Annotated in this window: 20 protein-coding genes; 9 read left to right on the top strand and 11 right to left on the bottom strand. The window is 70.7% G+C overall.

All coding sequences use genetic code 11. From position 1 onward, the window contains the following. The first annotated feature begins 41 nt into the window (after window positions 1–41). Together BM066_RS11710 and BM066_RS11705 are read left to right on the top strand one after the other, a co-directional pair. The gene (locus tag BM066_RS11710; protein WP_089928032.1) at window positions 42–581 is read left to right on the top strand and encodes an RNA polymerase sigma factor; all 540 of its coding nucleotides are present in this window, start codon (window positions 42–44) and stop codon (window positions 579–581) included. Between the two features lie 247 nt (window positions 582–828). After that, complete coding sequence (locus BM066_RS11705) at window positions 829–1,302, top strand: activator of alkane oxidation (protein ID WP_089928029.1); 474 nt, start codon at window positions 829–831, stop codon at window positions 1,300–1,302. A 111-nt stretch (window positions 1,303–1,413) separates the two neighbouring features. On the opposite strand, the gene BM066_RS11700 is transcribed toward BM066_RS11705, so the two are convergent. From BM066_RS11700 to BM066_RS11690, 3 genes are all read right to left on the bottom strand, one after another. Then, window positions 1,414–2,670, bottom strand: coding sequence for an HlyD family secretion protein (locus tag BM066_RS11700; RefSeq protein WP_177218442.1), 1,257 nt, complete (start codon window positions 2,668–2,670; stop codon window positions 1,414–1,416). Window positions 2,671–2,792: 122 nt separating this feature from the next. Next, on the bottom strand, window positions 2,793–4,004 hold the full coding sequence (locus tag BM066_RS11695) for an ABC transporter permease (RefSeq protein WP_089928023.1): 1,212 nt from the start codon (window positions 4,002–4,004) through the stop codon (window positions 2,793–2,795). Continuing rightward, window positions 4,001–4,720 (bottom strand): ABC transporter ATP-binding protein, encoded by a 720-nt coding sequence (locus tag BM066_RS11690; RefSeq protein WP_255367561.1) that lies wholly within the window; start codon window positions 4,718–4,720, stop codon window positions 4,001–4,003. The genes BM066_RS11695 and BM066_RS11690 overlap by 4 nt, the downstream gene beginning before the upstream one ends. 59 nt (window positions 4,721–4,779) lie before the next feature. On the opposite strand from BM066_RS11690, the gene BM066_RS11685 reads away from it, so the two are divergent. Beyond that, a complete protein-coding gene (locus tag BM066_RS11685) occupies window positions 4,780–6,309 on the top strand; it encodes a TolC family protein (RefSeq protein ID WP_089928020.1) in 1,530 nt (509 codons plus the stop codon). Window positions 6,310–6,312: 3 nt separating this feature from the next. Here BM066_RS11685 and BM066_RS11680 read toward each other — a convergent pair whose 3' ends face one another. After that, window positions 6,313–7,368, bottom strand: coding sequence for a LacI family DNA-binding transcriptional regulator (locus tag BM066_RS11680; protein ID WP_089928017.1), 1,056 nt, complete (start codon window positions 7,366–7,368; stop codon window positions 6,313–6,315). Window positions 7,369–7,424: 56 nt separating this feature from the next. Beyond that, the gene (locus BM066_RS26440) at window positions 7,425–7,655 is read right to left on the bottom strand and encodes a hypothetical protein (RefSeq protein WP_177218441.1); all 231 of its coding nucleotides are present in this window, start codon (window positions 7,653–7,655) and stop codon (window positions 7,425–7,427) included. Between BM066_RS26440 and BM066_RS11675 the strand changes: the two genes are divergently transcribed. From BM066_RS11675 to BM066_RS11665, 3 genes are all read left to right on the top strand, one after another. Then, window positions 7,588–8,859 (top strand): MFS transporter, encoded by a 1,272-nt coding sequence (locus BM066_RS11675; protein ID WP_089928151.1) that lies wholly within the window; start codon window positions 7,588–7,590, stop codon window positions 8,857–8,859. The two genes, BM066_RS26440 and BM066_RS11675, sit on opposite strands and share 68 nt — an antisense overlap. 20 nt (window positions 8,860–8,879) lie before the next feature. Then, window positions 8,880–9,686 carry a TrmH family RNA methyltransferase gene (locus BM066_RS11670; protein WP_089928011.1) on the top strand — a complete coding sequence of 269 codons (807 nt, stop codon included), beginning with the start codon at window positions 8,880–8,882 and terminating at the stop codon, window positions 9,684–9,686. A gap of 79 nt (window positions 9,687–9,765) precedes the next feature. Then, window positions 9,766–10,758 (top strand): alpha/beta hydrolase, encoded by a 993-nt coding sequence (locus BM066_RS11665; protein ID WP_089928006.1) that lies wholly within the window; start codon window positions 9,766–9,768, stop codon window positions 10,756–10,758. A 45-nt stretch (window positions 10,759–10,803) separates the two neighbouring features. Here BM066_RS11665 and BM066_RS11660 read toward each other — a convergent pair whose 3' ends face one another. Next, window positions 10,804–11,520, bottom strand: coding sequence for a helix-turn-helix transcriptional regulator (locus BM066_RS11660; protein ID WP_089928002.1), 717 nt, complete (start codon window positions 11,518–11,520; stop codon window positions 10,804–10,806). Between the two features lie 122 nt (window positions 11,521–11,642). Here BM066_RS11660 and BM066_RS11655 point away from each other — a divergent pair, with 122 nt between their 5' ends. Continuing rightward, the gene (locus BM066_RS11655; RefSeq protein WP_089927997.1) at window positions 11,643–12,368 is read left to right on the top strand and encodes a glutathione S-transferase family protein; all 726 of its coding nucleotides are present in this window, start codon (window positions 11,643–11,645) and stop codon (window positions 12,366–12,368) included. Between the two features lie 54 nt (window positions 12,369–12,422). Here BM066_RS11655 and BM066_RS11650 read toward each other — a convergent pair whose 3' ends face one another. Both BM066_RS11650 and BM066_RS11645 read right to left on the bottom strand, forming a co-directional pair. After that, window positions 12,423–12,647 (bottom strand): hypothetical protein, encoded by a 225-nt coding sequence (locus BM066_RS11650; protein ID WP_218150907.1) that lies wholly within the window; start codon window positions 12,645–12,647, stop codon window positions 12,423–12,425. 2 nt (window positions 12,648–12,649) lie between these two features. Further along, complete coding sequence (locus BM066_RS11645; protein WP_089927994.1) at window positions 12,650–12,844, bottom strand: hypothetical protein; 195 nt, start codon at window positions 12,842–12,844, stop codon at window positions 12,650–12,652. Between the two features lie 205 nt (window positions 12,845–13,049). Between BM066_RS11645 and BM066_RS11640 the strand changes: the two genes are divergently transcribed. Continuing rightward, window positions 13,050–14,603, top strand: coding sequence for a hypothetical protein (locus BM066_RS11640; protein WP_089927991.1), 1,554 nt, complete (start codon window positions 13,050–13,052; stop codon window positions 14,601–14,603). A 29-nt stretch (window positions 14,604–14,632) separates the two neighbouring features. Further along, window positions 14,633–15,121 (top strand): hypothetical protein, encoded by a 489-nt coding sequence (locus tag BM066_RS11635; protein WP_089927987.1) that lies wholly within the window; start codon window positions 14,633–14,635, stop codon window positions 15,119–15,121. Between the two features lie 278 nt (window positions 15,122–15,399). On the opposite strand, the gene BM066_RS11630 is transcribed toward BM066_RS11635, so the two are convergent. The 3 genes from BM066_RS11630 to sctS all read right to left on the bottom strand — a co-directional run bounded on the left by BM066_RS11630 (window position 15,400) and on the right by sctS (window position 17,417). Beyond that, window positions 15,400–16,215, bottom strand: coding sequence for a DUF1521 domain-containing protein (locus tag BM066_RS11630; protein WP_089927984.1), 816 nt, complete (start codon window positions 16,213–16,215; stop codon window positions 15,400–15,402). A gap of 120 nt (window positions 16,216–16,335) precedes the next feature. Then, on the bottom strand, window positions 16,336–17,145 hold the full coding sequence (gene sctT / locus BM066_RS11625; RefSeq protein ID WP_089927981.1) for a type III secretion system export apparatus subunit SctT: 810 nt from the start codon (window positions 17,143–17,145) through the stop codon (window positions 16,336–16,338). Continuing rightward, window positions 17,145–17,417, bottom strand: a complete 273-nt coding sequence (sctS, locus tag BM066_RS11620) for a type III secretion system export apparatus subunit SctS (protein ID WP_056756707.1) — start codon at window positions 17,415–17,417, stop codon at window positions 17,145–17,147. The genes sctT and sctS overlap by 1 nt, the downstream gene beginning before the upstream one ends. Window positions 17,418–17,425 lie beyond the last annotated feature (8 nt).

Genomic DNA, 17,425 nt, shown 5'->3' with positions numbered 1-17,425 from the left:
GGCCGCGGGGCGGGCGCCGCTGTCGTGCCGGAGTTTCTACGATGGCGTCACCCCGCGCGTCCGCGCCCGCCGCGGACCCCGCACCAGCCCGGCCGGACCTCGGCGCCTGGATGGCCGTCCACGGACCCCGGCTGCGTCGCTATTTCACGCGCCGGGCTCCGCGCGCCGAGGCCGAGGACCTGGTCCAGGACGTGTTCCTGCGTGTCCAGGCGGCCCGGCTGGACACGCCGATCGTCGAGGTCGAGCGCTACTTGTTCACCGTCGCCCACAACGTCCTGGTCAGCCGGGTCCGGCGGCTTGGCGTGCGCGCGGCCGAGCTGCAGCGCTCGTTCGCCGAATGGTCCGAGGCCGCCGAGGACCTGTCGCCCGAGCGCATCGTCGGCGCCCGCCAGGACTACGCCCGCGTCATGGCCGTCATCGAGCGCCTGCCGCCCCGCACCCGCATGGCCTTTCGCCTCAACCGCATGGAGGATCTCAGCTACGGCGCGATCGCCGAGCGCATGGGAATCTCGAAGGACTCCGTCAAGGAGCTCCTGCGACGCGCCCACGCCCATCTCGACCAGGCCTTGAAGGGCGCCTGATCCGTCGCCGTTCGCGGCGGACGCTATCTACGAAGGGGGCACGATCGAGAACCGAAAGGCTTTTCAAGCCTTGCGGCGCTTTCCTGCGCGTTTGTATCAATTATAGGTTCAAGAAAAAATCACGTAACCTATGGGTGAATATTTTCGGGATACATACCCCCCTTATTCTATTCCTGGACGTCTAATACATCGGGCGATGTGCTCGCCCGAACGGCGCCGTAGCGCCTCATAATACTAGGGAAACGCCATGAAAATCTTCGCTTCCGCCGTCGCCTTGCTGGCCACGGCCGCCTTCGCCGCCTCGGCTTCGGCCGCGTCGTTCAGCCCGGCCAACGGCACGTTCACCGGCACGGGCACCACCAGCCTGACCAAGGGCTCGCTGACCATCCCCTGCACGGCCAACTTCACCGGCCACACCACCGGCGGGGTCGGGGTGATCGACACCGCCACCTTCAGCGGCGGCGGCGGCCTGTGCGGCCTGATCCACAAGACCGGAACCTGGACCGCCACGGCCACCTCGGCCAGCGGCACGGGCGCCGGCACGGCCGACATCGCCGGCGTGGCGGTGACGGCCTCCCTGTTCGGCACCTGCGGTCCCAGCACCGTGACCGTCTCGGTCAGCGCGACGGGGCTGATCACCTTCAACAACCAGACCCTGAGCCCGAACTGCGCCATCAACGGCTCGGTCCAGACCAGCCCGGCCCTGACCATCGTCCCCTAGGTCTGCTCTTTTCCGGAGCCGTCGCCTTCCCCTACCCCAGCGACGCAGGACCGGTTCTGCCCTGACGACCCCGTCGTCAGGGCGTCTTTTTGCGCGGGGATCCGGACCGGTTCAGGACGCGGGGGCGGCGGTCCCGGCGGCCGGCGCCGGCCACTCCAGCACGTCGCCGGCCTTCACCCCCGAGACGATCTCGACGCCGTCGGGCGCGATCCGCCCCAGCTTGACCGGAACCGTGCGCGGCGGACCGCCGCGCGGATCCCGGACCTTGACCCAGGCGGCGGGCGCCGCGCCCTGGATCGCGGCCGGCGGGGCGACCAGGGCGGCCGGGTTGCGATAGAGGTCCACGGTGACGTTGGCCGTCATGCCGATGCGGATGGCCCTGGCCTGTTCGGGCGTCAGGGCGTCCAGGCGCGCCGTGGCCGGGAAGCTGGCCAACGGCCCGCCGGCCGTCGCCGGCGCCGCGGCCTGGCCGGCGACCGAGGCCACGTGGCCGGCGACCGTCCAGCCGCCGAAGCCCGGGCCGGTGACCGCCACGGCCATGCCCGGCTGCACGCGGTTGGCGTCGGTCTCGCTGAGCTGGAAGGCCACGGCCAGGCCGCCGGCCCGGGCGATCGAGCCGATCAGCTGACCCCGTGTCACCGCCTGGCCAGCGTGGAGCGGCTCGGCGGCCTCGCCCTTGCCGGCCGGGCGCACGATGACACCGGCCTCGGGGGCGCGGACGATCGCCCCGGCCGCCTGGCCGTCCAGCCGGGCCAGCTGGGCGCGGGCGTTGCTCAGCTCCAGGGCCGCCACGCGACGATCGGCGCCCGTCCCCTGGGCGACCACGGCGGCCAGATCCTGGCGGGCCCCCGCCAGCACCATCTCCTGGTTCCGCCTCTGCTGGACCAGGCCGTCATACTCGCCGCGCGGCACCAGCCCCCGGTCGAGCAGCCCCTTGGTCTCGGCGGTCTTGTGCTCGACATCCGCCAGGTCGAGGACGGCGGCGTCCACCGCCCGGCGGGCGCGCGCGACCTCGGTCCCGCTCGACCAGTCGGCCAGCGTCTCGGAGGCCTTCGACGCCTTCAGATAGGCCGCCTCGGCCTCGTTGCGGCGCTGGCCGATCTCGGCGGGGTCCAGCTCGACCAGGACCTGGCCCGCCGTGACACTGGTCCCGTATTCGAAGCCGAGGCGCCGCACGACGCCGTCGAACGGGGCGACGATGTCGATGCTGTCGCCCGGAACCACCGAACCGACAAGGCCGAGCGTGGCGGCGAAGGGGCGGGGCGACAGCACTTGGGTCTGGAGCGCGGCGGGATCGGGGGCGGCGGATCGGCGCGGCGCCAGGGCCAGGCACAGCCCCAGGATCGCGACCCCGGACAGGGCCGCCACGACCGTCCATCTCCGAGACCGCCAGATCGCCAGGGCCTGTCCGCGCGCCGCCATGGCTCAACCTTAGGATCGAGCCTGCGTCGCCGTCTACAACAATGTCAGTAGTCGGCGATCCCGGCCGCTCATTCGTCGCGCAGCGCGACGATCGGGTCCAGTCGCGAGGCCCTGAGCGCCGGATAGAAGCCGAAGATCATCCCCACCGCCGCGGCCAGGCCCGGCCCCAGCGGCAGGACGTAGATCGACAGGCCGAAGGTCCAGCCCGAGGCCTTGGCGGCCACGAAGGCGGCCAGCAGGCCGAAGGCCAGGCCGACCACGCCGCCCATCAGGGCCAGGATCCCCGCCTCGATCAGGAACATCGCCTGGATGTTGCGCGGCGTCGCGCCCAGGGCCGCCCGCAGACCGATCTCGCGCCGCCGCTCCATTACACCCATCATCATGACGTTCATGACCCCGATGCCGCCGACCAGCAGCGAGATCGCCCCGATCGCCGTCAGCAGGCGGCTGTGGATGGCCTTCTGGGCGTTCAGGCTCTGGATCAGCTCCTGGGCGCTCAGGGCCTGCGGGGCCGTGGTCGGGTTGGCCAGCCGGGCGACCAGGCGCGCTCCCACGGCCTTGGCGTCGGCGCCCGGACGCAGGCGCAGCAGCGCCGTGCTGGGCTCCGGCGTGGCCATGATCCGGGCGGCGTCGCCCAGCGTCACCAGCACGGCGGCGTTGTAGTCGGTCGGATCCATGGCCGTGAACGCCACGGGGGCGAGCACGCCGATCACCGTGAACACATAGCCTCGGACGCGGATCCGCGAGCCCACGCCGGCCGGCGCGCCGGGCGTGGATAGCGCCGCGGCCGCGTCGGCGCCCAGCACGGCCACGAGGGCGCCCTCGTCGGGCGGGACGAACAGCCGCCCGCTGGCGGGCGACAGCCGGACCAGGTCGGGCAGGTTGGGGGCGACCGCGATGATCCCGGCGTCCTGGCTGACCGGACCGATGGCCACCTTCGCCCGGTCGATCGCCATCGGCAGGGCGGCCTCGACGTCGGGATCGGTGCGGGGCAGGGCCTCGATCGCCGCCCGGTCCATCGTCGCCGGGAAGGGGCCGACAGGATTGGCGTGGATCTGCAGCATGTCCACGCCCATGTGCGCGAACAGCTTCAGCGTCTCGCGCTGGGCCATGTGGCCGATGGTCAGCATGGCCACGATCGAGGCGGCGCCGATCAGTATGCCCAGCAGAGCCAGGGCCGAGCGCTGCCGCTGGGCCAGCAGATTGGCCACCGCCTCGGCGCCCGACTGGGTCCAGGCGCCGAAGGTCGCGCGCGGTGAGGAGGAGGCCAGGGCGGTCATGCCGGCGCCGCGGAGTCGGCCACGACCCGACCGTCCAGCACCTCGATCCGCCGCTCGCAGCGCTTGGCCAGGTCCCTGTCGTGGGTGACCATCAGCACGGTCACGCCCAGGCGTTGGTTGAGGTCGCGCAGCAGGGCCATGACCTCGCCGGCTGTGACGCTGTCGAGGCTGCCGGTCGGCTCGTCGGCCAGGACCAGCCGGGGCTGGCGGATCAGGGCGCGGGCCAGGGCGACGCGCTGGCGCTGGCCGCCCGACAGCTCGGCCGGGCGGGCGTGGGCCCGATGCGACAGGCCCACCCGCTCCAGCATGGCCAGGGCGCGGTGTTGGCGCTCGCGGGCGGCGACGCCGGCATAGACCAGGGGCAGGGCCACGTTCTCCCAGGCGTTCAGGCGCGGCAGCAGGTTGAAAGACTGGAAGACGAAGCCGATCGTCGCGCCGCGGAACCGCGCCTCCCGCGCACGGTCGCCGAACGCCACCTCCCGGCCGTCGAGGCGCAGGACGCCGCCGGTGGGCCGGTCCAGCAGGCCGATGATGTTCATCAGGGTGCTCTTGCCCGAGCCCGACGGGCCGACGACCGCGCAGAACGATCCCGTCTCGACCTTGAAGCTGACGCCGCGCAGCACGGACGTGGCCTGGTCGGGCGGGCCGTAGGTCTTGGTCAGGTCGAGGACTTCCAGCACCCGCCCATATTGCGCCTGACCGTGCAACTTGAACAAGAGCCAGGAGCGTGTTTTGTTGACCTTAGTGTCAATATCGTTCGTCGGGTGGCGCGAGGATGTCTGCGTATCGGGTTGCCGAACCTCGCCCGTCCCAGCGCCTTTCGAGGTGGCCGCTGGTCCCGGCGGTGCTGGTCCTGGCGTTGGCCCTGGCCCCGCCGGCCCGGGCCCAGGCCCCCGTCGGCTCGCCGGCCAGCCCGCGGCCCGCCCCGGTCGGTCCGCGCCTGACGCTCAGCCTGGCCGACGCGGTGTTCCTGGGCTTGCGCGACAACCGCGCGATCAAGTCGGCCTATGTCGTCCGAGCCGCCGAGAAGTACGACTTGTTCGTCGCCGAAACCCGGTTTCGTCCGATCGGGGCGATCACCGGCTCGGCCGAGACCACGCGGGCCGGCGACCTGCGCGGCTCGACCCTGCAACTGAACCCAAGCGCGTCGTGGCTGATCCCGACCGGGGCGCAGTTCGACTTCGGCTGGGCGCGCCAGACCCTCCGTAGCGGGAGCAACGACCTGACGACGCAGGTGGCCACGCTCGGTGTCAGCCAACCCCTGCTGCGCGGCGCCGGCCTGGCCGTCAACACCGCGCCGGTGCGCCTGGCCCGGCTGCAGGATTCCATCGACCGCCTGAACCTGAAGGCGACGGTGTCGGAGACGGTCAGCCGCATCATCCTGGCCTACCGCACCCTGGTCCAGGGCCAGCAGCAGCTGTTGATCGCCCGTCAGTCTCTGGAGCGCTCCCGCGCCCAGCTGGCCACCAACCAGGCGCTGATCGACGCCGGGCGGATGGCCGCGGCCGACATCGTCCAGACCCAGGCCGACATCGCCGCCCAGCAGGTGGCGCTGCTGCAGGCCGAACAACAGCGCAACAGCGCCCAGATCGCCTTGCTGACCCTGCTGGCCGTCGACCTGCACACCGACGTGGTCGCCGCCGACGCCCCGGACGCCAGGCCCACGGCGGTCGATCTCGACCAGGCGATCGCCACGGCCCTGGACAACCGTCCCGACTTCCTGTCGCAGAAGCGCGCCGTCGAGCAGGCGCGCCAGGGCCTGATCCTGGCGCGCAACAACCGTTTGTGGGACGTGTCGGTCTACGGCTCGGTGCAACGGCAGACCGAGCGCGGCGACCTGCTCGACGGCCCGATCGCCGGCGCGCCGCTGGCCGGGGCCGGCCTGCCGCGCACCAGCGGCGGGGTCGGCGTGCAGTTCCGCATCCCCCTGGGCGACTACCGCCCGCGCCAGGCCGAGATCCAGGCCCAGACCCTGGTGCGGACCCAGGAACTGCGCCTGGACGACCTGCGCCAGACCGTCGAGGCCCAGGTGCGCGACGGCGTCCAAGGCGTGGAGCTGGCCTGGCGGCAGGTGGAGGCCACGCGGCTGTCGCGCGACCTGGCGGCCAGGACTTTAGAGCTGGAACGCGAGAAGCTGAGCGCCGGCCGGGCCTCGAACTTCGAGCTGCTGACCTTCGAGGCGAACCTGCGCTCGGCCGACCTCCAGGCGCTGAGCGCCGCGATCAACTATCTCAACGCCCTGACGATGCTGGATCAGCAGCTGGGCGCGACCATCGACACCTGGAAGGTCGCCCTTCAGGAGTGAGCCTCACCCCTTCGGCGGCGCGGTGGAAGCCCGGTGGATCAGGGTGAAGGGCAGGAGCTCGTCGCGGGGGCCGGTCCCGGCCTCGGCCTTGCGGGTCACGCCGTTGATCAGCATCTTGGTGGCCAGGGTCGACATCTCCACCAGGGGCTGGCGGATGGTGGTCAACTGCGGGCGGCTGAGGCGCGAGACGGGACTGTCGTCGAACCCGGCCACCGAGAGGTCGCCGGGGCATGAAAGCTCGGCCTCGGCCGCCGCCGCCAGGGCGCCCAGGGCCATTTCGTCGGAGCTGGCGAAGATCGCCGTCGGCCGCTCATCGAGGGCCAACAGGGCCGTTGCGGCCTTGTGCCCGGACTCGAACGTGAAGTCGCCCGGTTGCAGCCAAGCCTTGTCGACCTTCAGGCCGCGCGCCTTCATGGCGGCGACATAGCCCTCGCGGCGGGCCTGGCTGGCGCCATAGCGCTGGTCGCCGGTGATGAAGCCGATCCGCCGGTGGCCCAGCCCGATCAGGTGATCGGTCATCTCGCGGGCGGCGGCGACGTCGTCCATGTGCACCCGAGGGCCCAGGCCTTCCGGCTTCTCCGGACCCAGCCGCACATAGGGCGTGCCGGCCTTGTCCAGCAGCTCCAGCACCACCTCGTTGTCGCAGGAGGGCGGGGTCAGGATGACGCCGTCGGGCTTGAGGGCGGCCAGCAGGGCGCCGACCTCCTGGCGGACGCGCGGGTCGTCGTGGTCGATCAGCTCGACCAGCAGGTGGTAGCCCGCGCCGCGCGACTCGACCGTGGCGCCCAGCTGGATGCGCTGCAGGTAGTCCGAGCCGCGCTCGCTGCGCCAGTGGTCCAGGGTCAGGGAGGCGTCGACGAAGACGGCGATCACGAACGAGCGCGAGCCGGCCAGGCTGCGGGCCGACAGGTTGGGGGCGTAGCCCAGGGCGCCGGCGGCTTCGAGCACGCGCTCGCGCATCTGCGGCCGCACGTTGGGTTCGTTGTTCATGACGCGCGAGACCGTCTTGATCGACACGTCGGCGCGCGCCGCCACGTCGTAGATCGTCACCGACGCCATGAAACCGCCCGCTCGCCGAGGTCCTGTTGGATTGGACTCATCTTCATGTCGCCAGCCTAGAGCAACTGCGCGCCATAAGGCGACGCTCGGAATCCAAAAAAAGCGCGATCGGGCGCCGCAATGCCGGCTTTGTCGCCGCTCGCGCCTTGTGTCCCCCGGCGCGGAAGGCCAGTGTCCGGGCCAATCGCGGCGGAGATCGCGTGCGTTCGGGGAGGGATGATGACGGCGGCGGAGGTGGCGGGAATCGACAGGGCAAGGCCGACAACCTTCGTGAAGCCCGGCTTCATCGCCGCCTTCACCCTGGCCCAGATCGGGGCCTATGTCAGTTTCATGCCCCTGTTCCAGGTGCTGCTGCCGTTGAAGGCCCAGGCCATCGATTCGGCCGGCAAGGCCGTGGTGCTGAGCCAGGTCGCCATTCTGGGCTCGATCAGCGCCAGCCTCGCCAACCTGCTGGCCGGCGCGATCAGCGACCGGACGACCTCGCGCTTCGGCCGGCGGCGACCCTGGATGGTGGTCGGGGCGCTGGGCACGGTGGCGTCCTACTTCCTGATCATGATGGCCCACAGCGCGGTCCAGCTGATGGCGGGGGTCGTCTGTTTCCAGCTGGCCTTCAACCTGCTGTTCGCGGCCCTGCTGGCCGTGCTGCCCGATCGGGTGCCCGACGCCCAGAAGGGCAGGGTGGCGGCCTTTCTCAGCCTGGGCCATCCGATCGGCGCCATGGCCGGCGCGATCCTGGTTGGCGGCCTGCTGGTCGGCGAGGCCTCGCGCTACCTGGCCATCGCCGTGGTGCTGCTGGCGGCGATCGCGCCGTTCGCCCTGAGCCTGAACGATCCGCCGCTGCCGCGCGGCGAGCGGCCGCCGTTCGACTGGCGCAGCTTCCTGGCCGGGTTCTGGATCGATCCGCGGGCCTATCCGGACTTCGCCCTGGCCTGGATCAGCCGGTTCATGGTGCTGGTCGCGATCACCCTGACCCAGGGCTACATGCTGTTCTATCTGCAGGACGCGCTGCACTACACCGACCTGTTCCCGGGCCGGCGGGCCGAGCAGGGCATGGCCCTGCTGACCACGGTGGCCACCTGCGCCAACCTGGCCTGCGGCATGCTGGGCGGCATGCTGTCCGACCGCCTCAAGCGCCGCAAGCTGTTCGCGGCCGGGGCGGCCCTGATCCTGGCGGCGGCGATGTTGGTCTTCTCGCTCGTGCCCGGCTGGCCGGTGGTGGTGGCGGGCTTCGTGATCTTCGGCTGCGCGGTCGGCTGCTACTACGCCGTCGACATCGCCCTGGTCAGTCAGGTGCTGCCCTCGCAGAAGGACGCCGGCAAGGACCTGGGGGTGATCAACCTGGCCAACACCTTGCCCCAGGCCATGGCGCCGGTCCTGGCCATGTGGGTGCTGGGTCCGGCCCATGTGAACTACCACGCCCTCTATCTGGTGGCCGCCGGACTGGCGGCGGCTGGCGGTCTGGCCATCCTTCCGATACGGGGCGTGCGCTAGCATCTTTCCCGAGAACCTCGTTGCCCGACCTGATCCCCATCGACGATCCCGACGACCCCCGCGTGGCGGCCTATCGCGACATCAAGGAGCGCGACCTGGTCGGCCGCCAGGGCCTGTTCATCGCCGAGGGCGAGACCGTGCTGCGGGCCTTCGTCCGCGACGCGCCGCAGCGCGTCCGGTCGCTGCTGATCGACGGCAAGCGGATCGACAAGCTGGGCGAGGTGCTGGCGGGCCTGCCGCCGAGCGTCCCGGTGCACGTGGCCGGCCAGGCGGTGCTGGACGCCATCGCCGGCTTCCACCTGCATCGCGGGGTCCTGGCCGTCGGGGTCAAGCCCGAGCCGCCGTCCACCGAGGCGCTGCTGAGCCGGGCCGGCGCGCGCGCGGTGGTGCTGGTGCTGATGGGCATCGCCAACCATGACAATCTGGGCGGCCTTTTCCGCAACGCCGCCGCGTTCGGCGTCGATGGGGTGATCCTGGACGGCGACTGCTGCGATCCGTTCTATCGCAAGGCCATCCGGGTCTCGATCGGCGCCACGCTCAGCGTGCCGACCGCCTGGCTGGCGCCGGGCGAGGACGTGGTCGCGCTGCTGGCGCGCCACGACTTCCAGGGGCTGGCCCTGAGCCCGGCGGCCGGCGAGACCCTGGCGCGGCTCGATCCGCCGTCCCGGGCGGCGGTGCTGCTGGGGGCGGAAGGGCCGGGGCTGTCGCAAGCTGTCATGGACCGGGTAAGGACCATAGGCATTCCGATGGCCAACGGCTTTGACTCGCTGAACGTGGCCACCACCAGCGGGATCGTGCTGCATCACCTGCGGTTCGCGAAGACCTGAGCCGCAGGGCATGACACCGGTGACTTGCCGCGACGGAGGCCCCGCCCTAGGGTCCCTCCGCGTCGCTTAGGGAGGTCGCATGTTCTTCAATCGCCGGGGAACCTTGGCCAGCCTGACGGGCGGCCTGCTGACATCGCTGCTGGCGGGGGCCGCGCTCGCGGATCCAAAGCCCGCCCAGCCCGCGAAGGCTCCGACGGATCCGACCGAAGTCCTCCCCCTGTGGCCCGGCGACCCGCCGGGTTCGGCCGGCGTCACGGCCGTCGAAACCCTGATCGACCGCACGGTCGCCGGCGGCCTGCCCGATCGCGCCACGACCCACACCCGCAAGCCGACCCTGACCGTGTTCCGCCCGGCCAAGGCCAACGGCGCGGCGGTGGTGCTGATGCCCGGCGGCGGCTACGAGCGCGTAGTCAGCGACAAGGAAGGCTTCGAGACGGCCCGCTGGCTGGCCGACCGCGGCTACACCTGTTTCGTCCTGCTCTACCGCCTGCCCGGCGACCATTGGGGCGCGGGTCCCGACACGCCGCTGCAGGACGCCCAGCGCGCCGTGCGCCTGGCGCGCTCGAAGGCGGCGGCGATGCGGTTCGACCCGGCTCGGGTGTCGATCATGGGCTTCTCGGCCGGCGGGCACCTGGCGGCCAGCCTGACCACCCGCTTCGACGCCAAGGTCTATGACCGGGTCGACGCCGCCGACGACCTGTCGGCCCGACCCGACCTGTCGGCCCTGATCTATCCGGTGGTGTCGATGGTGGAGGGGCCCGCCCATTCCGGCTCGCGCGGGCGCCTGCTGGGCTCGTCGCCGACGGCCGAGCAGGTGGCGCTCTATTCGCCCGACCAGAACGTCACCGCTCGCGTCCCGCCGGTGTTCCTGCTGCACGCCGCCGACGACGGGACCGTGCCGGTGGTCAACAGCCTGATGATGTTCACGGCCCTGAAGGCCAAGGCGGTCCCGGCCGAGCTGCATGTCTTCGAGGAGGGCGGCCACGGCTTCGGCCTGCGCGCGATCGAGGGCAAGCCGGTCGCCGCCTGGCCCAGCCTGTTCGAGACCTTCGCCAGGCGGCACGGGATCTAGATCAGCCGCTCATCCCGGCGAACGTCGGGATGAGCGGAGCAAAAGTCAGCAACCCTCGGCCTTGGCCGCCCACCGCTTGCGCTCCTCCTCCAGCGCCCGCTGCCAGCGCGCGCGCAGCACGCCGGGCCGCTGGCCGTGACGCTCGTCGAGGAACTGCGCGCCCTCGATCCGGTCGGTGCGGAAGTTGCGGAAGTCGTTGCGCAGCTCGCACCAGGCGATCAGCATCCGGACGGTCTCGCGATAGCCGACCGTCACCGGCCAGACGACGCGCTGGCTGACCGCGCCCTTCTCGTCGCGATAGTCCAGTCGGATCTTGCGGCCGGCGTGGATCCAGGCCCGGGTCTGGGCGATGTCGATGCCGTCCGGCAGCTGGTTCCAGGCCGGCGAGGCGCCGGTGGCCGGCTGCAGCACGTAGGGGCGCAGCTGTTCGGGCACGGCGGCTGCGATCTTGGCGATCAGGTCGTTGGCGGCGGTGGCCAGGACGGGATCGCCCCGGCCGGCGACCCACTGGGCCCCCAGCACGGCGGCTTCGATCTCGTCGGGTGTCAGCATCAGGGGCGGCATGTCGTATCCGGCCTCCAGCACATAGCCGACGCCCGCCTCGCCGCGGATGGGCGCCCTCTGGCCGATCAAGGCGGCGATGTCGCGATAAACGCTGCGTTTGGAGGTCTCCAGCTCGGCCGCCATGGCGTCGGCCGTGACCGGCTGGCGACTGCGACGGAGGATCTGGATGATCTGGAAAAGGCGTTCGGCGCGTCTCATGGGGCCACTCTGCTCGACCGATGCTGACAGCATGCTGGCAGCAGGATGGCGGTAGCGTCCGATTGTCGCAACACGAGGTCTTGGACGGACATCGAAAGGCGGCTCAGCAGGGAGAGACCACCATGATCACGCTCTACGCCGCCGGACCCGCCTTCGGCCTCCCCGAAGGCAGCCCCTATGTCACCAAGACCGAGATCCACCTGAAGATGGCCGGCCTCTGGTACCAGAAGGTCCCGGCCCATCCGGAGACCTCGCCCAAGGGCCAACTGCCCTGGATCGACGACGACGGGGTCAAGGTCGCCGACTCCACCTTCATCCGCGCCTATATCGAGCGCAGCTACGGCGTCGACCTGGACGCCGGCCTCAGCAAGGCCCAGCGCGGCCAGGCCTGGGCGATCGAGCGCATGGTCGAGAACCACCTGGGCTGGGCCAGTTGCCATTTCCGGTTCTTCGACGACGACAACTTCGCCAAGGGGCCGGCCCGCTGGTTCGACGGCCTGCCGGGCGAGGCGCGGGCCGACGCGATCGACGGCCTGCTGGGCACGGTGCGGACCAGCCTCAAGGCGGTCGGCATCGGCCGCCACTCGCCCGAGGAGATCCTGGAGCTGGGCGCCTGGTCGCTGACGGCCCTGTCGGAGATGCTGGGCGACAAGTCGTTCATGATGGGCCACCGGCCCACCAGCGTCGACGCCATCGTCTTCGCCATGCTGGCGCAGATCCTGACGCCGTTCTTCGACTCGCCGCTGCGTCGCCGCGCCGAGAGCCTGCCCAACCTGGTCGGCTACGCCGAGCGGATGATGGCGGGCTACTATCCGGAGTTCGCGCCACAGGTTCGCGAGGCGGCGTGAATTCAAGAACCGCTCATCCCGGCGACGGGCCGGGAGGAGCGGAGGTTTAGAAGCTCAGTGCTTCTTCTTCTGCGCGTCGTTGGCCTGGAAATCGTCCTTGCGGTCCGGGTCGTGGGCGTGGTGGACGTCGGACTCGCCGCCGCCGCCGGAGACCTTGCTGTGGCGGCTGTAGCGATCGCGGTCGTCCGGGTCCTTGACGGTCGGATCGGGGGGCGGATGCTTGGCGTTCTCGTGGCTGGCGCCGGGGCCGCCCCAGCGGTCGGTGGTCTTGCCGGGCATGGTCAGCGATCCTGCACGTTGCGGGAATGGGAGGTGTTCTGGCGCAGGTTGCCGTGACGGCCCTGCTCGCTGAGGTTGACGTCGGCGTTGCCCGGATCGGGCGACTGCAGATCGTCGTGACCGCCTTGGCCTTCGATCTCGGGCTTCTGGCCCTTGAAGGTGCGTTGCTCCGGCGGAATGGGCGGGGCTTTGGACATTGGCTTCCTCCATATCTGCCCTTTTCAAACCGATCGGAGAGACGGGCGTTCCCAGCGTCCGCCGCCTCGCCATCCCGATCCGCGACGCCGCCGGCGCGATCGTCGTCGCGTCGGCGACTAGGGAATTCCCTAGCTGGCGGCCGCGACCCTCACGACCGAAACTGTCGGCGTCGCCGTGGTTGGCGGCCAGCCAGGGAGTTTCGCCATGCTCGACGCCGCGTCCTCGACCTCGGTTCGCCAGGCGCCTCCTCCGCCCCCGCCGGCCCCGCCGCCGCCCTCGCTCCAGCCTTCGAAGGACGCGGTCAACACCGTCCACAAGGCCATGGAAAGCGGCTTCTTCAATCCGATCACCAACGGCGACGTGAAGAACGCCGTCGGGGCTCTGAAGGGGCTGGACGCGGTCAACACCCGGGCGGCGATCAGCGAACTGGCCAAGGACGGCGGGCTGGACAAGCTGGCCTCCGAGATCAACGACGGCAAGAGCTTCGGTCTGGGCGGCCTGTCGGCCGACGAGAAGCGCGACTTCTTCGCCGAGATGGCCAGGGACCTGGGCGGGACCGAGCTGAAGTCGCTGTCGGACGCCTTCGCCAAGGCAGGCGGCGACTATCATGGCAAGGCTGACGTCGAGGCCCTGGGCAAGGCCATCGCCACCCACGCCACCCCCGACGCCAAGCTGGACTATGTCAGGGCCCAGGCCGGCTCGACCCTGGACCACGCCGCCGACACCACCAGCCCGTTCACCCTGGGCGGCTCGATCCGGGTGACCAGCCATGGCGACGCCGAGGCCGCCGCGGTGGGCCAGGTGCTGGCCAGCCTCAAGGGCAATCCGGCCGTCGCCGAGCAGGCGTTCAAGGCCTTGAGCTCCGAGCAGTTGCGCGGCGTGCTGGCCGCGTCCACGCACCGCGAGGAGATGGACACCACGACCGTCTCGATGGGCGGCGCGGCCCACAGCAACAGCACCAGCCTGGACACCTCGACCTACAAGGCGATCCTGGAGGCCGGCGCCCAGTCGACCGACGCCGACTTCAAGGCGCGGCTGTTCGCCGAGGGCTCGGCCGTGCTGAAGGACGTGCCGCAGCAGAACCTGCTGCTAGGGGTCAGCGTCATGGACCGCAACGCGGCCACCCGGACCATGGCCGAGGGCCTGACCGCCGTGCTCAAGAGCGACGTGTCGGGCGTGATGCGCGAGCTGTCGTTCAACGCCGAGACCCGCGACGGCACGGCCTTCGCCACCTACGCCAAGCAGATGCTGAACGACAAGCAGACCGAGCCCCTGGCCGACATGATGCAGCAGTTGCAGGTCGGCGGGACCAAGAACGAGGATCCCGTCAACCGGTTCGAGGCGACCACCCAGGTGACCCTGCCCAACGGGACCAAGGTCGACCGCTACGAGAACGCCGCGGCCCTGGGCCACTATGTGGGCGGGGTGCAGGCCGCCGCCGCCTCGATCACCACCGACCGTAAGGAACAGGCCGAGCTGCTGACCGCCGTGCTCAAGAGCGGCCTGACGATCGTCGACAAGGCGGGCTGGGGCGGCAAGGGCGTCGGGGCGGCCGCGGCGGTGGCCAAGGAATGGGTGTCGATCGGCACGAACGCGGCACTCAAGGCGATCCAGGACGATCCCTCGGCCGCCGGCAAGGCGCTGGACCTGGCCGCCGTGCCGACCGATCCCAAGACCGGCGAGGAGGCGGTGGGCAGCAATTCCAAGAGCGCGTACAATACCGCCCTGGACACCGTCGTGCGTCAGGCCAAGCCCTGACGCCGGCGCCCCGCCGCCGGCGAGATCCGATGAGGCGATCGACCGCTCCTGCCGCGCCCCTGCGGGCGGCGGCCCTCGTCATGGCCGCGGGCCTGGCCGCGTGCGGCCAGGCGCCGGCGGTCCGCACGCCCGCGCCGCCGCCCCAGTTCGTCGACGCCCGCACGCTGCCGCTGAGCCAGGCTTCGGCCGGCGATTACGACCGCGTGCTGGAGACCGGCCTGGCCGCCGAGCCGCAGATCTGGCGGGCGCAGAACGTCAGCACCAAGGTCTATCGCGCCCCGGCCGCCCTGGGGCGCGAGGCGATCACGGCCTATTACCGGAAGGCCGCCGCCGAGGGCGGCTGGGTCGCCGATCCCGCCCTGGCGCCGCCCGCGCGGTCCGCTCTGGCCGGGCAGTACTGGTCGTTCGGCTACAAGGCCGGCGACCGCCGGTTCATGGTCGCGGGAGTCGAACCGGGTCCCGCCCTGGCCGCGCCGCCGGCGGGCCTGCCGGTGGTCGTCCGCACCAACGCGGAGTAGTCGATCGCATCTAATCGCGAATTCGGCGGCGCCAAGAAAATCAAAGTTCCATCTGCGCTGTCATCCCGGACAAGCGCGAAGCGCGCCGATCCGGGACCGACGCTTGAGCGCCGCGCTTCCGGTGGTCCCGGATCTGCGCCCGGCTTTCGCCGGGCTTCTCCGGGATGACAGCGGAAGATGAGGGAAGGCCGCATCTATATCCGACGATCTCCACGAACACCGAGAAATCCCGGATCCGATGGTGCGGATCCGGGATGGTCGAGCGCGCGGCCGAGGGTTCAGAACCGGGCGGCGTTTAACAGCGGCAGGGCCGAGAAGGGCTTGGCGGCGACCGTCGTCGAGACGTCGGCGTCGGCCTTGACCAGGCCGCCCAGCAGCCACCCGGTCAGCAGCAGGCCGAGGGAGGCGTTGAACGCCTCCAACGCCTCGCGCAGGCCTTCGGCGCCCGGCTTGGTCAGGTTGAAGTCGGCCTGGCCGACGGCGGCGCCGGTGATCGAGCTGGTCCAGCCGCTGCCGGCGGCGTCGTTCTCGCGGATCACCAGGCCGTCGTCATGGGCCGCGTCCAGCGCATAGCCATCGCCGCCCAGCGAGACCTTCAGGTCGCCCTTGGTCTGCTCGCTGACCCCGTCGATCACCAGGGCCTGACCGCCGCGCGTGACGACGATCTGCTCGGCATAGGTCATGTTGTTCCATTTGGAGGTTTCGGTATTGATCGTGATCTTGGTGCCGTTCTCGAGCACGAAGGTGGTCGTGCCCCAGAAGTCCCCGACCTGCTTGCCATTGTAGCTGACGTGGGGGTCGCCCCAGATGCGCGTGGCGTTGCCGTCGGCGTCACGGATGACGACCTCGGAGCTGGCCTCGTTGATCGACAGGGTGTTGCCGTCGCCCAGGTCGATCTCGGCCTTGCCGCTTTCGGGCATGGCGGCGGTGAACTTCGGCTGGCTGGGCGCGGCCTGGAAGGCGCCGCCGACCATCAGGCCGAGCGTGAACTGCATGGCGCCGAACGTCCGCAGTCCTTGGCCCATCGAGGCCCCGATTTCCGTCAGCAAGCTGGCGTTCACGGCAGTCGCCAAGGCCGTGTTGATGCTGGTCATCCTTCAACCCCTGTCCAATCGAGCCGGCCGCGTCCTGCGGCCTCGATCGACAGTTGGCCCCGCGCGCAACGGTCCCGCTAGCTGGGGCGTACCCCATCAGGGTATTCCCTAGCCTCGCTTTCAGAGCGGCTTGCCCGACATCGCCCGCAGCACCTGGAGGATGGTCGAGGGCCGCGCGCCGATCTCGTTCAACAGCAACTGGACCAGGCCCGTCAGCATGGCCAGGATCACGGCGGTGGCGATCCACGACTTGATGGCCAGGCCCAGCGAGAAGACATTCAACTGGGGGGCGTAGCGGTTGATCAGGCCCAGGCCGCCGTCGACCAGGTAGAGGATGGCCAGGGCGGGGGTGGCCAGCATCACCGCCAGCACCATCAGTCGCGAGAACTCGCCCTCGAACAGCGACAGGCTGCGCAGCGACAGCACCGGCGTCAGGCTGCCGATCGGCCAGACCGCGTAGCTGTCCAGGATCGTGCCGACCAGCAGCAGCAGCCCGCCGGAGAACATGAAGACGAAATTGGCCAGCCGGGCCAGGAACTCGCCGTTCAGCGAGGTCTGGTGGCCGCTCAGGGGATCGACGATCTGGGCCATGGTCGCCCCGACCTTGGCGTCGATGATCTGGCCCGCCGCCTCGAAGGCCCACAGCATGGTCCCGAAGAAGAAGCCGATCACCACCCCGACCAGCGCCTCCTTGCCGAAGATCAGGATCCACTGGATCGTCGGCAGGTCGCTGTGGGCGATCTGCGGCTGCAGGGTGACGACGATCAGCCCGAAGGCCAGGAAGATCGAGTTGCGGACCAGGGCCGGCACGGTCTCGGGCGACAGCAGAGGCAGCAGCATGAAGGCCGCGGCGATCCGCGTGGCGCCCACCGCCAGCACCAGGGTGTTGGCGAAGATCGCGCTCAGCCAGTCCGGCGCAGTCCCCGGCATCAGCGGCGGACCATGGCCGGGAACTCGGTGAACACCCGGTCGCCGAACCGGTAGAGCGTGCCGCCCAGCAGGCTGGCGGTCAGGAAGATCGTCAGCACGATGGCGAAGAACTTGGCGGCGTACTGCAGGGTCTGCTCCTGCAGCTGGGTGGCCGACTGGATGATGGCCACGGCCACGCCCACCACCGAGGCGGCGACGATCGGCGGGGCCGACAGCATCAGCACCATCCACAGCGCCTGGTTCACCAGCTCGATGGCCTGGGCGTTCATCATGGGAGGCT

The sequence above is a fragment of the Caulobacter sp. UNC279MFTsu5.1 genome (assembly GCF_900114015.1).
Lineage (GTDB): Bacteria > Pseudomonadota > Alphaproteobacteria > Caulobacterales > Caulobacteraceae > Caulobacter.
The sequence above is the reverse complement of the archived record's forward strand: the minus strand, read 5'-3'. Positions and strand labels throughout refer to the sequence as shown.

Excerpts from the sequence above, each read along its gene's own strand:
- BM066_RS11675 (WP_089928151.1), top strand. The coding sequence starts at position 7,588 with ATGACGGCGGCGGAGGTGGCGGGAATCGACAGGGCAAGGCCGACAACC.
- BM066_RS11665 (WP_089928006.1), top strand. The coding sequence starts at position 9,766 with ATGTTCTTCAATCGCCGGGGAACCTTGGCCAGCCTGACGGGCGGCCTG.
- BM066_RS11685 (WP_089928020.1), top strand. The coding sequence starts at position 4,780 with ATGTCTGCGTATCGGGTTGCCGAACCTCGCCCGTCCCAGCGCCTTTCG.
- BM066_RS11635 (WP_089927987.1), top strand. The coding sequence starts at position 14,633 with ATGAGGCGATCGACCGCTCCTGCCGCGCCCCTGCGGGCGGCGGCCCTC.
- BM066_RS26440 (WP_177218441.1), bottom strand. The coding sequence starts at position 7,655 with ATGAAGCCGGGCTTCACGAAGGTTGTCGGCCTTGCCCTGTCGATTCCC.
- BM066_RS11710 (WP_089928032.1), top strand. The coding sequence starts at position 42 with ATGGCGTCACCCCGCGCGTCCGCGCCCGCCGCGGACCCCGCACCAGCC.
- BM066_RS11655 (WP_089927997.1), top strand. The coding sequence starts at position 11,643 with ATGATCACGCTCTACGCCGCCGGACCCGCCTTCGGCCTCCCCGAAGGC.
- BM066_RS11645 (WP_089927994.1), bottom strand. The coding sequence starts at position 12,844 with ATGTCCAAAGCCCCGCCCATTCCGCCGGAGCAACGCACCTTCAAGGGC.
- BM066_RS11705 (WP_089928029.1), top strand. The coding sequence starts at position 829 with ATGAAAATCTTCGCTTCCGCCGTCGCCTTGCTGGCCACGGCCGCCTTC.
- BM066_RS11660 (WP_089928002.1), bottom strand. The coding sequence starts at position 11,520 with ATGAGACGCGCCGAACGCCTTTTCCAGATCATCCAGATCCTCCGTCGC.
- sctS (WP_056756707.1), bottom strand. The coding sequence starts at position 17,417 with ATGATGAACGCCCAGGCCATCGAGCTGGTGAACCAGGCGCTGTGGATG.
- BM066_RS11640 (WP_089927991.1), top strand. The coding sequence starts at position 13,050 with ATGCTCGACGCCGCGTCCTCGACCTCGGTTCGCCAGGCGCCTCCTCCG.
- sctT (WP_089927981.1), bottom strand. The coding sequence starts at position 17,145 with ATGCCGGGGACTGCGCCGGACTGGCTGAGCGCGATCTTCGCCAACACC.
- BM066_RS11630 (WP_089927984.1), bottom strand. The coding sequence starts at position 16,215 with ATGACCAGCATCAACACGGCCTTGGCGACTGCCGTGAACGCCAGCTTG.
- BM066_RS11680 (WP_089928017.1), bottom strand. The coding sequence starts at position 7,368 with ATGGCGTCGGTGACGATCTACGACGTGGCGGCGCGCGCCGACGTGTCG.
- BM066_RS11650 (WP_218150907.1), bottom strand. The coding sequence starts at position 12,647 with ATGCCCGGCAAGACCACCGACCGCTGGGGCGGCCCCGGCGCCAGCCAC.
- BM066_RS11695 (WP_089928023.1), bottom strand. The coding sequence starts at position 4,004 with ATGACCGCCCTGGCCTCCTCCTCACCGCGCGCGACCTTCGGCGCCTGG.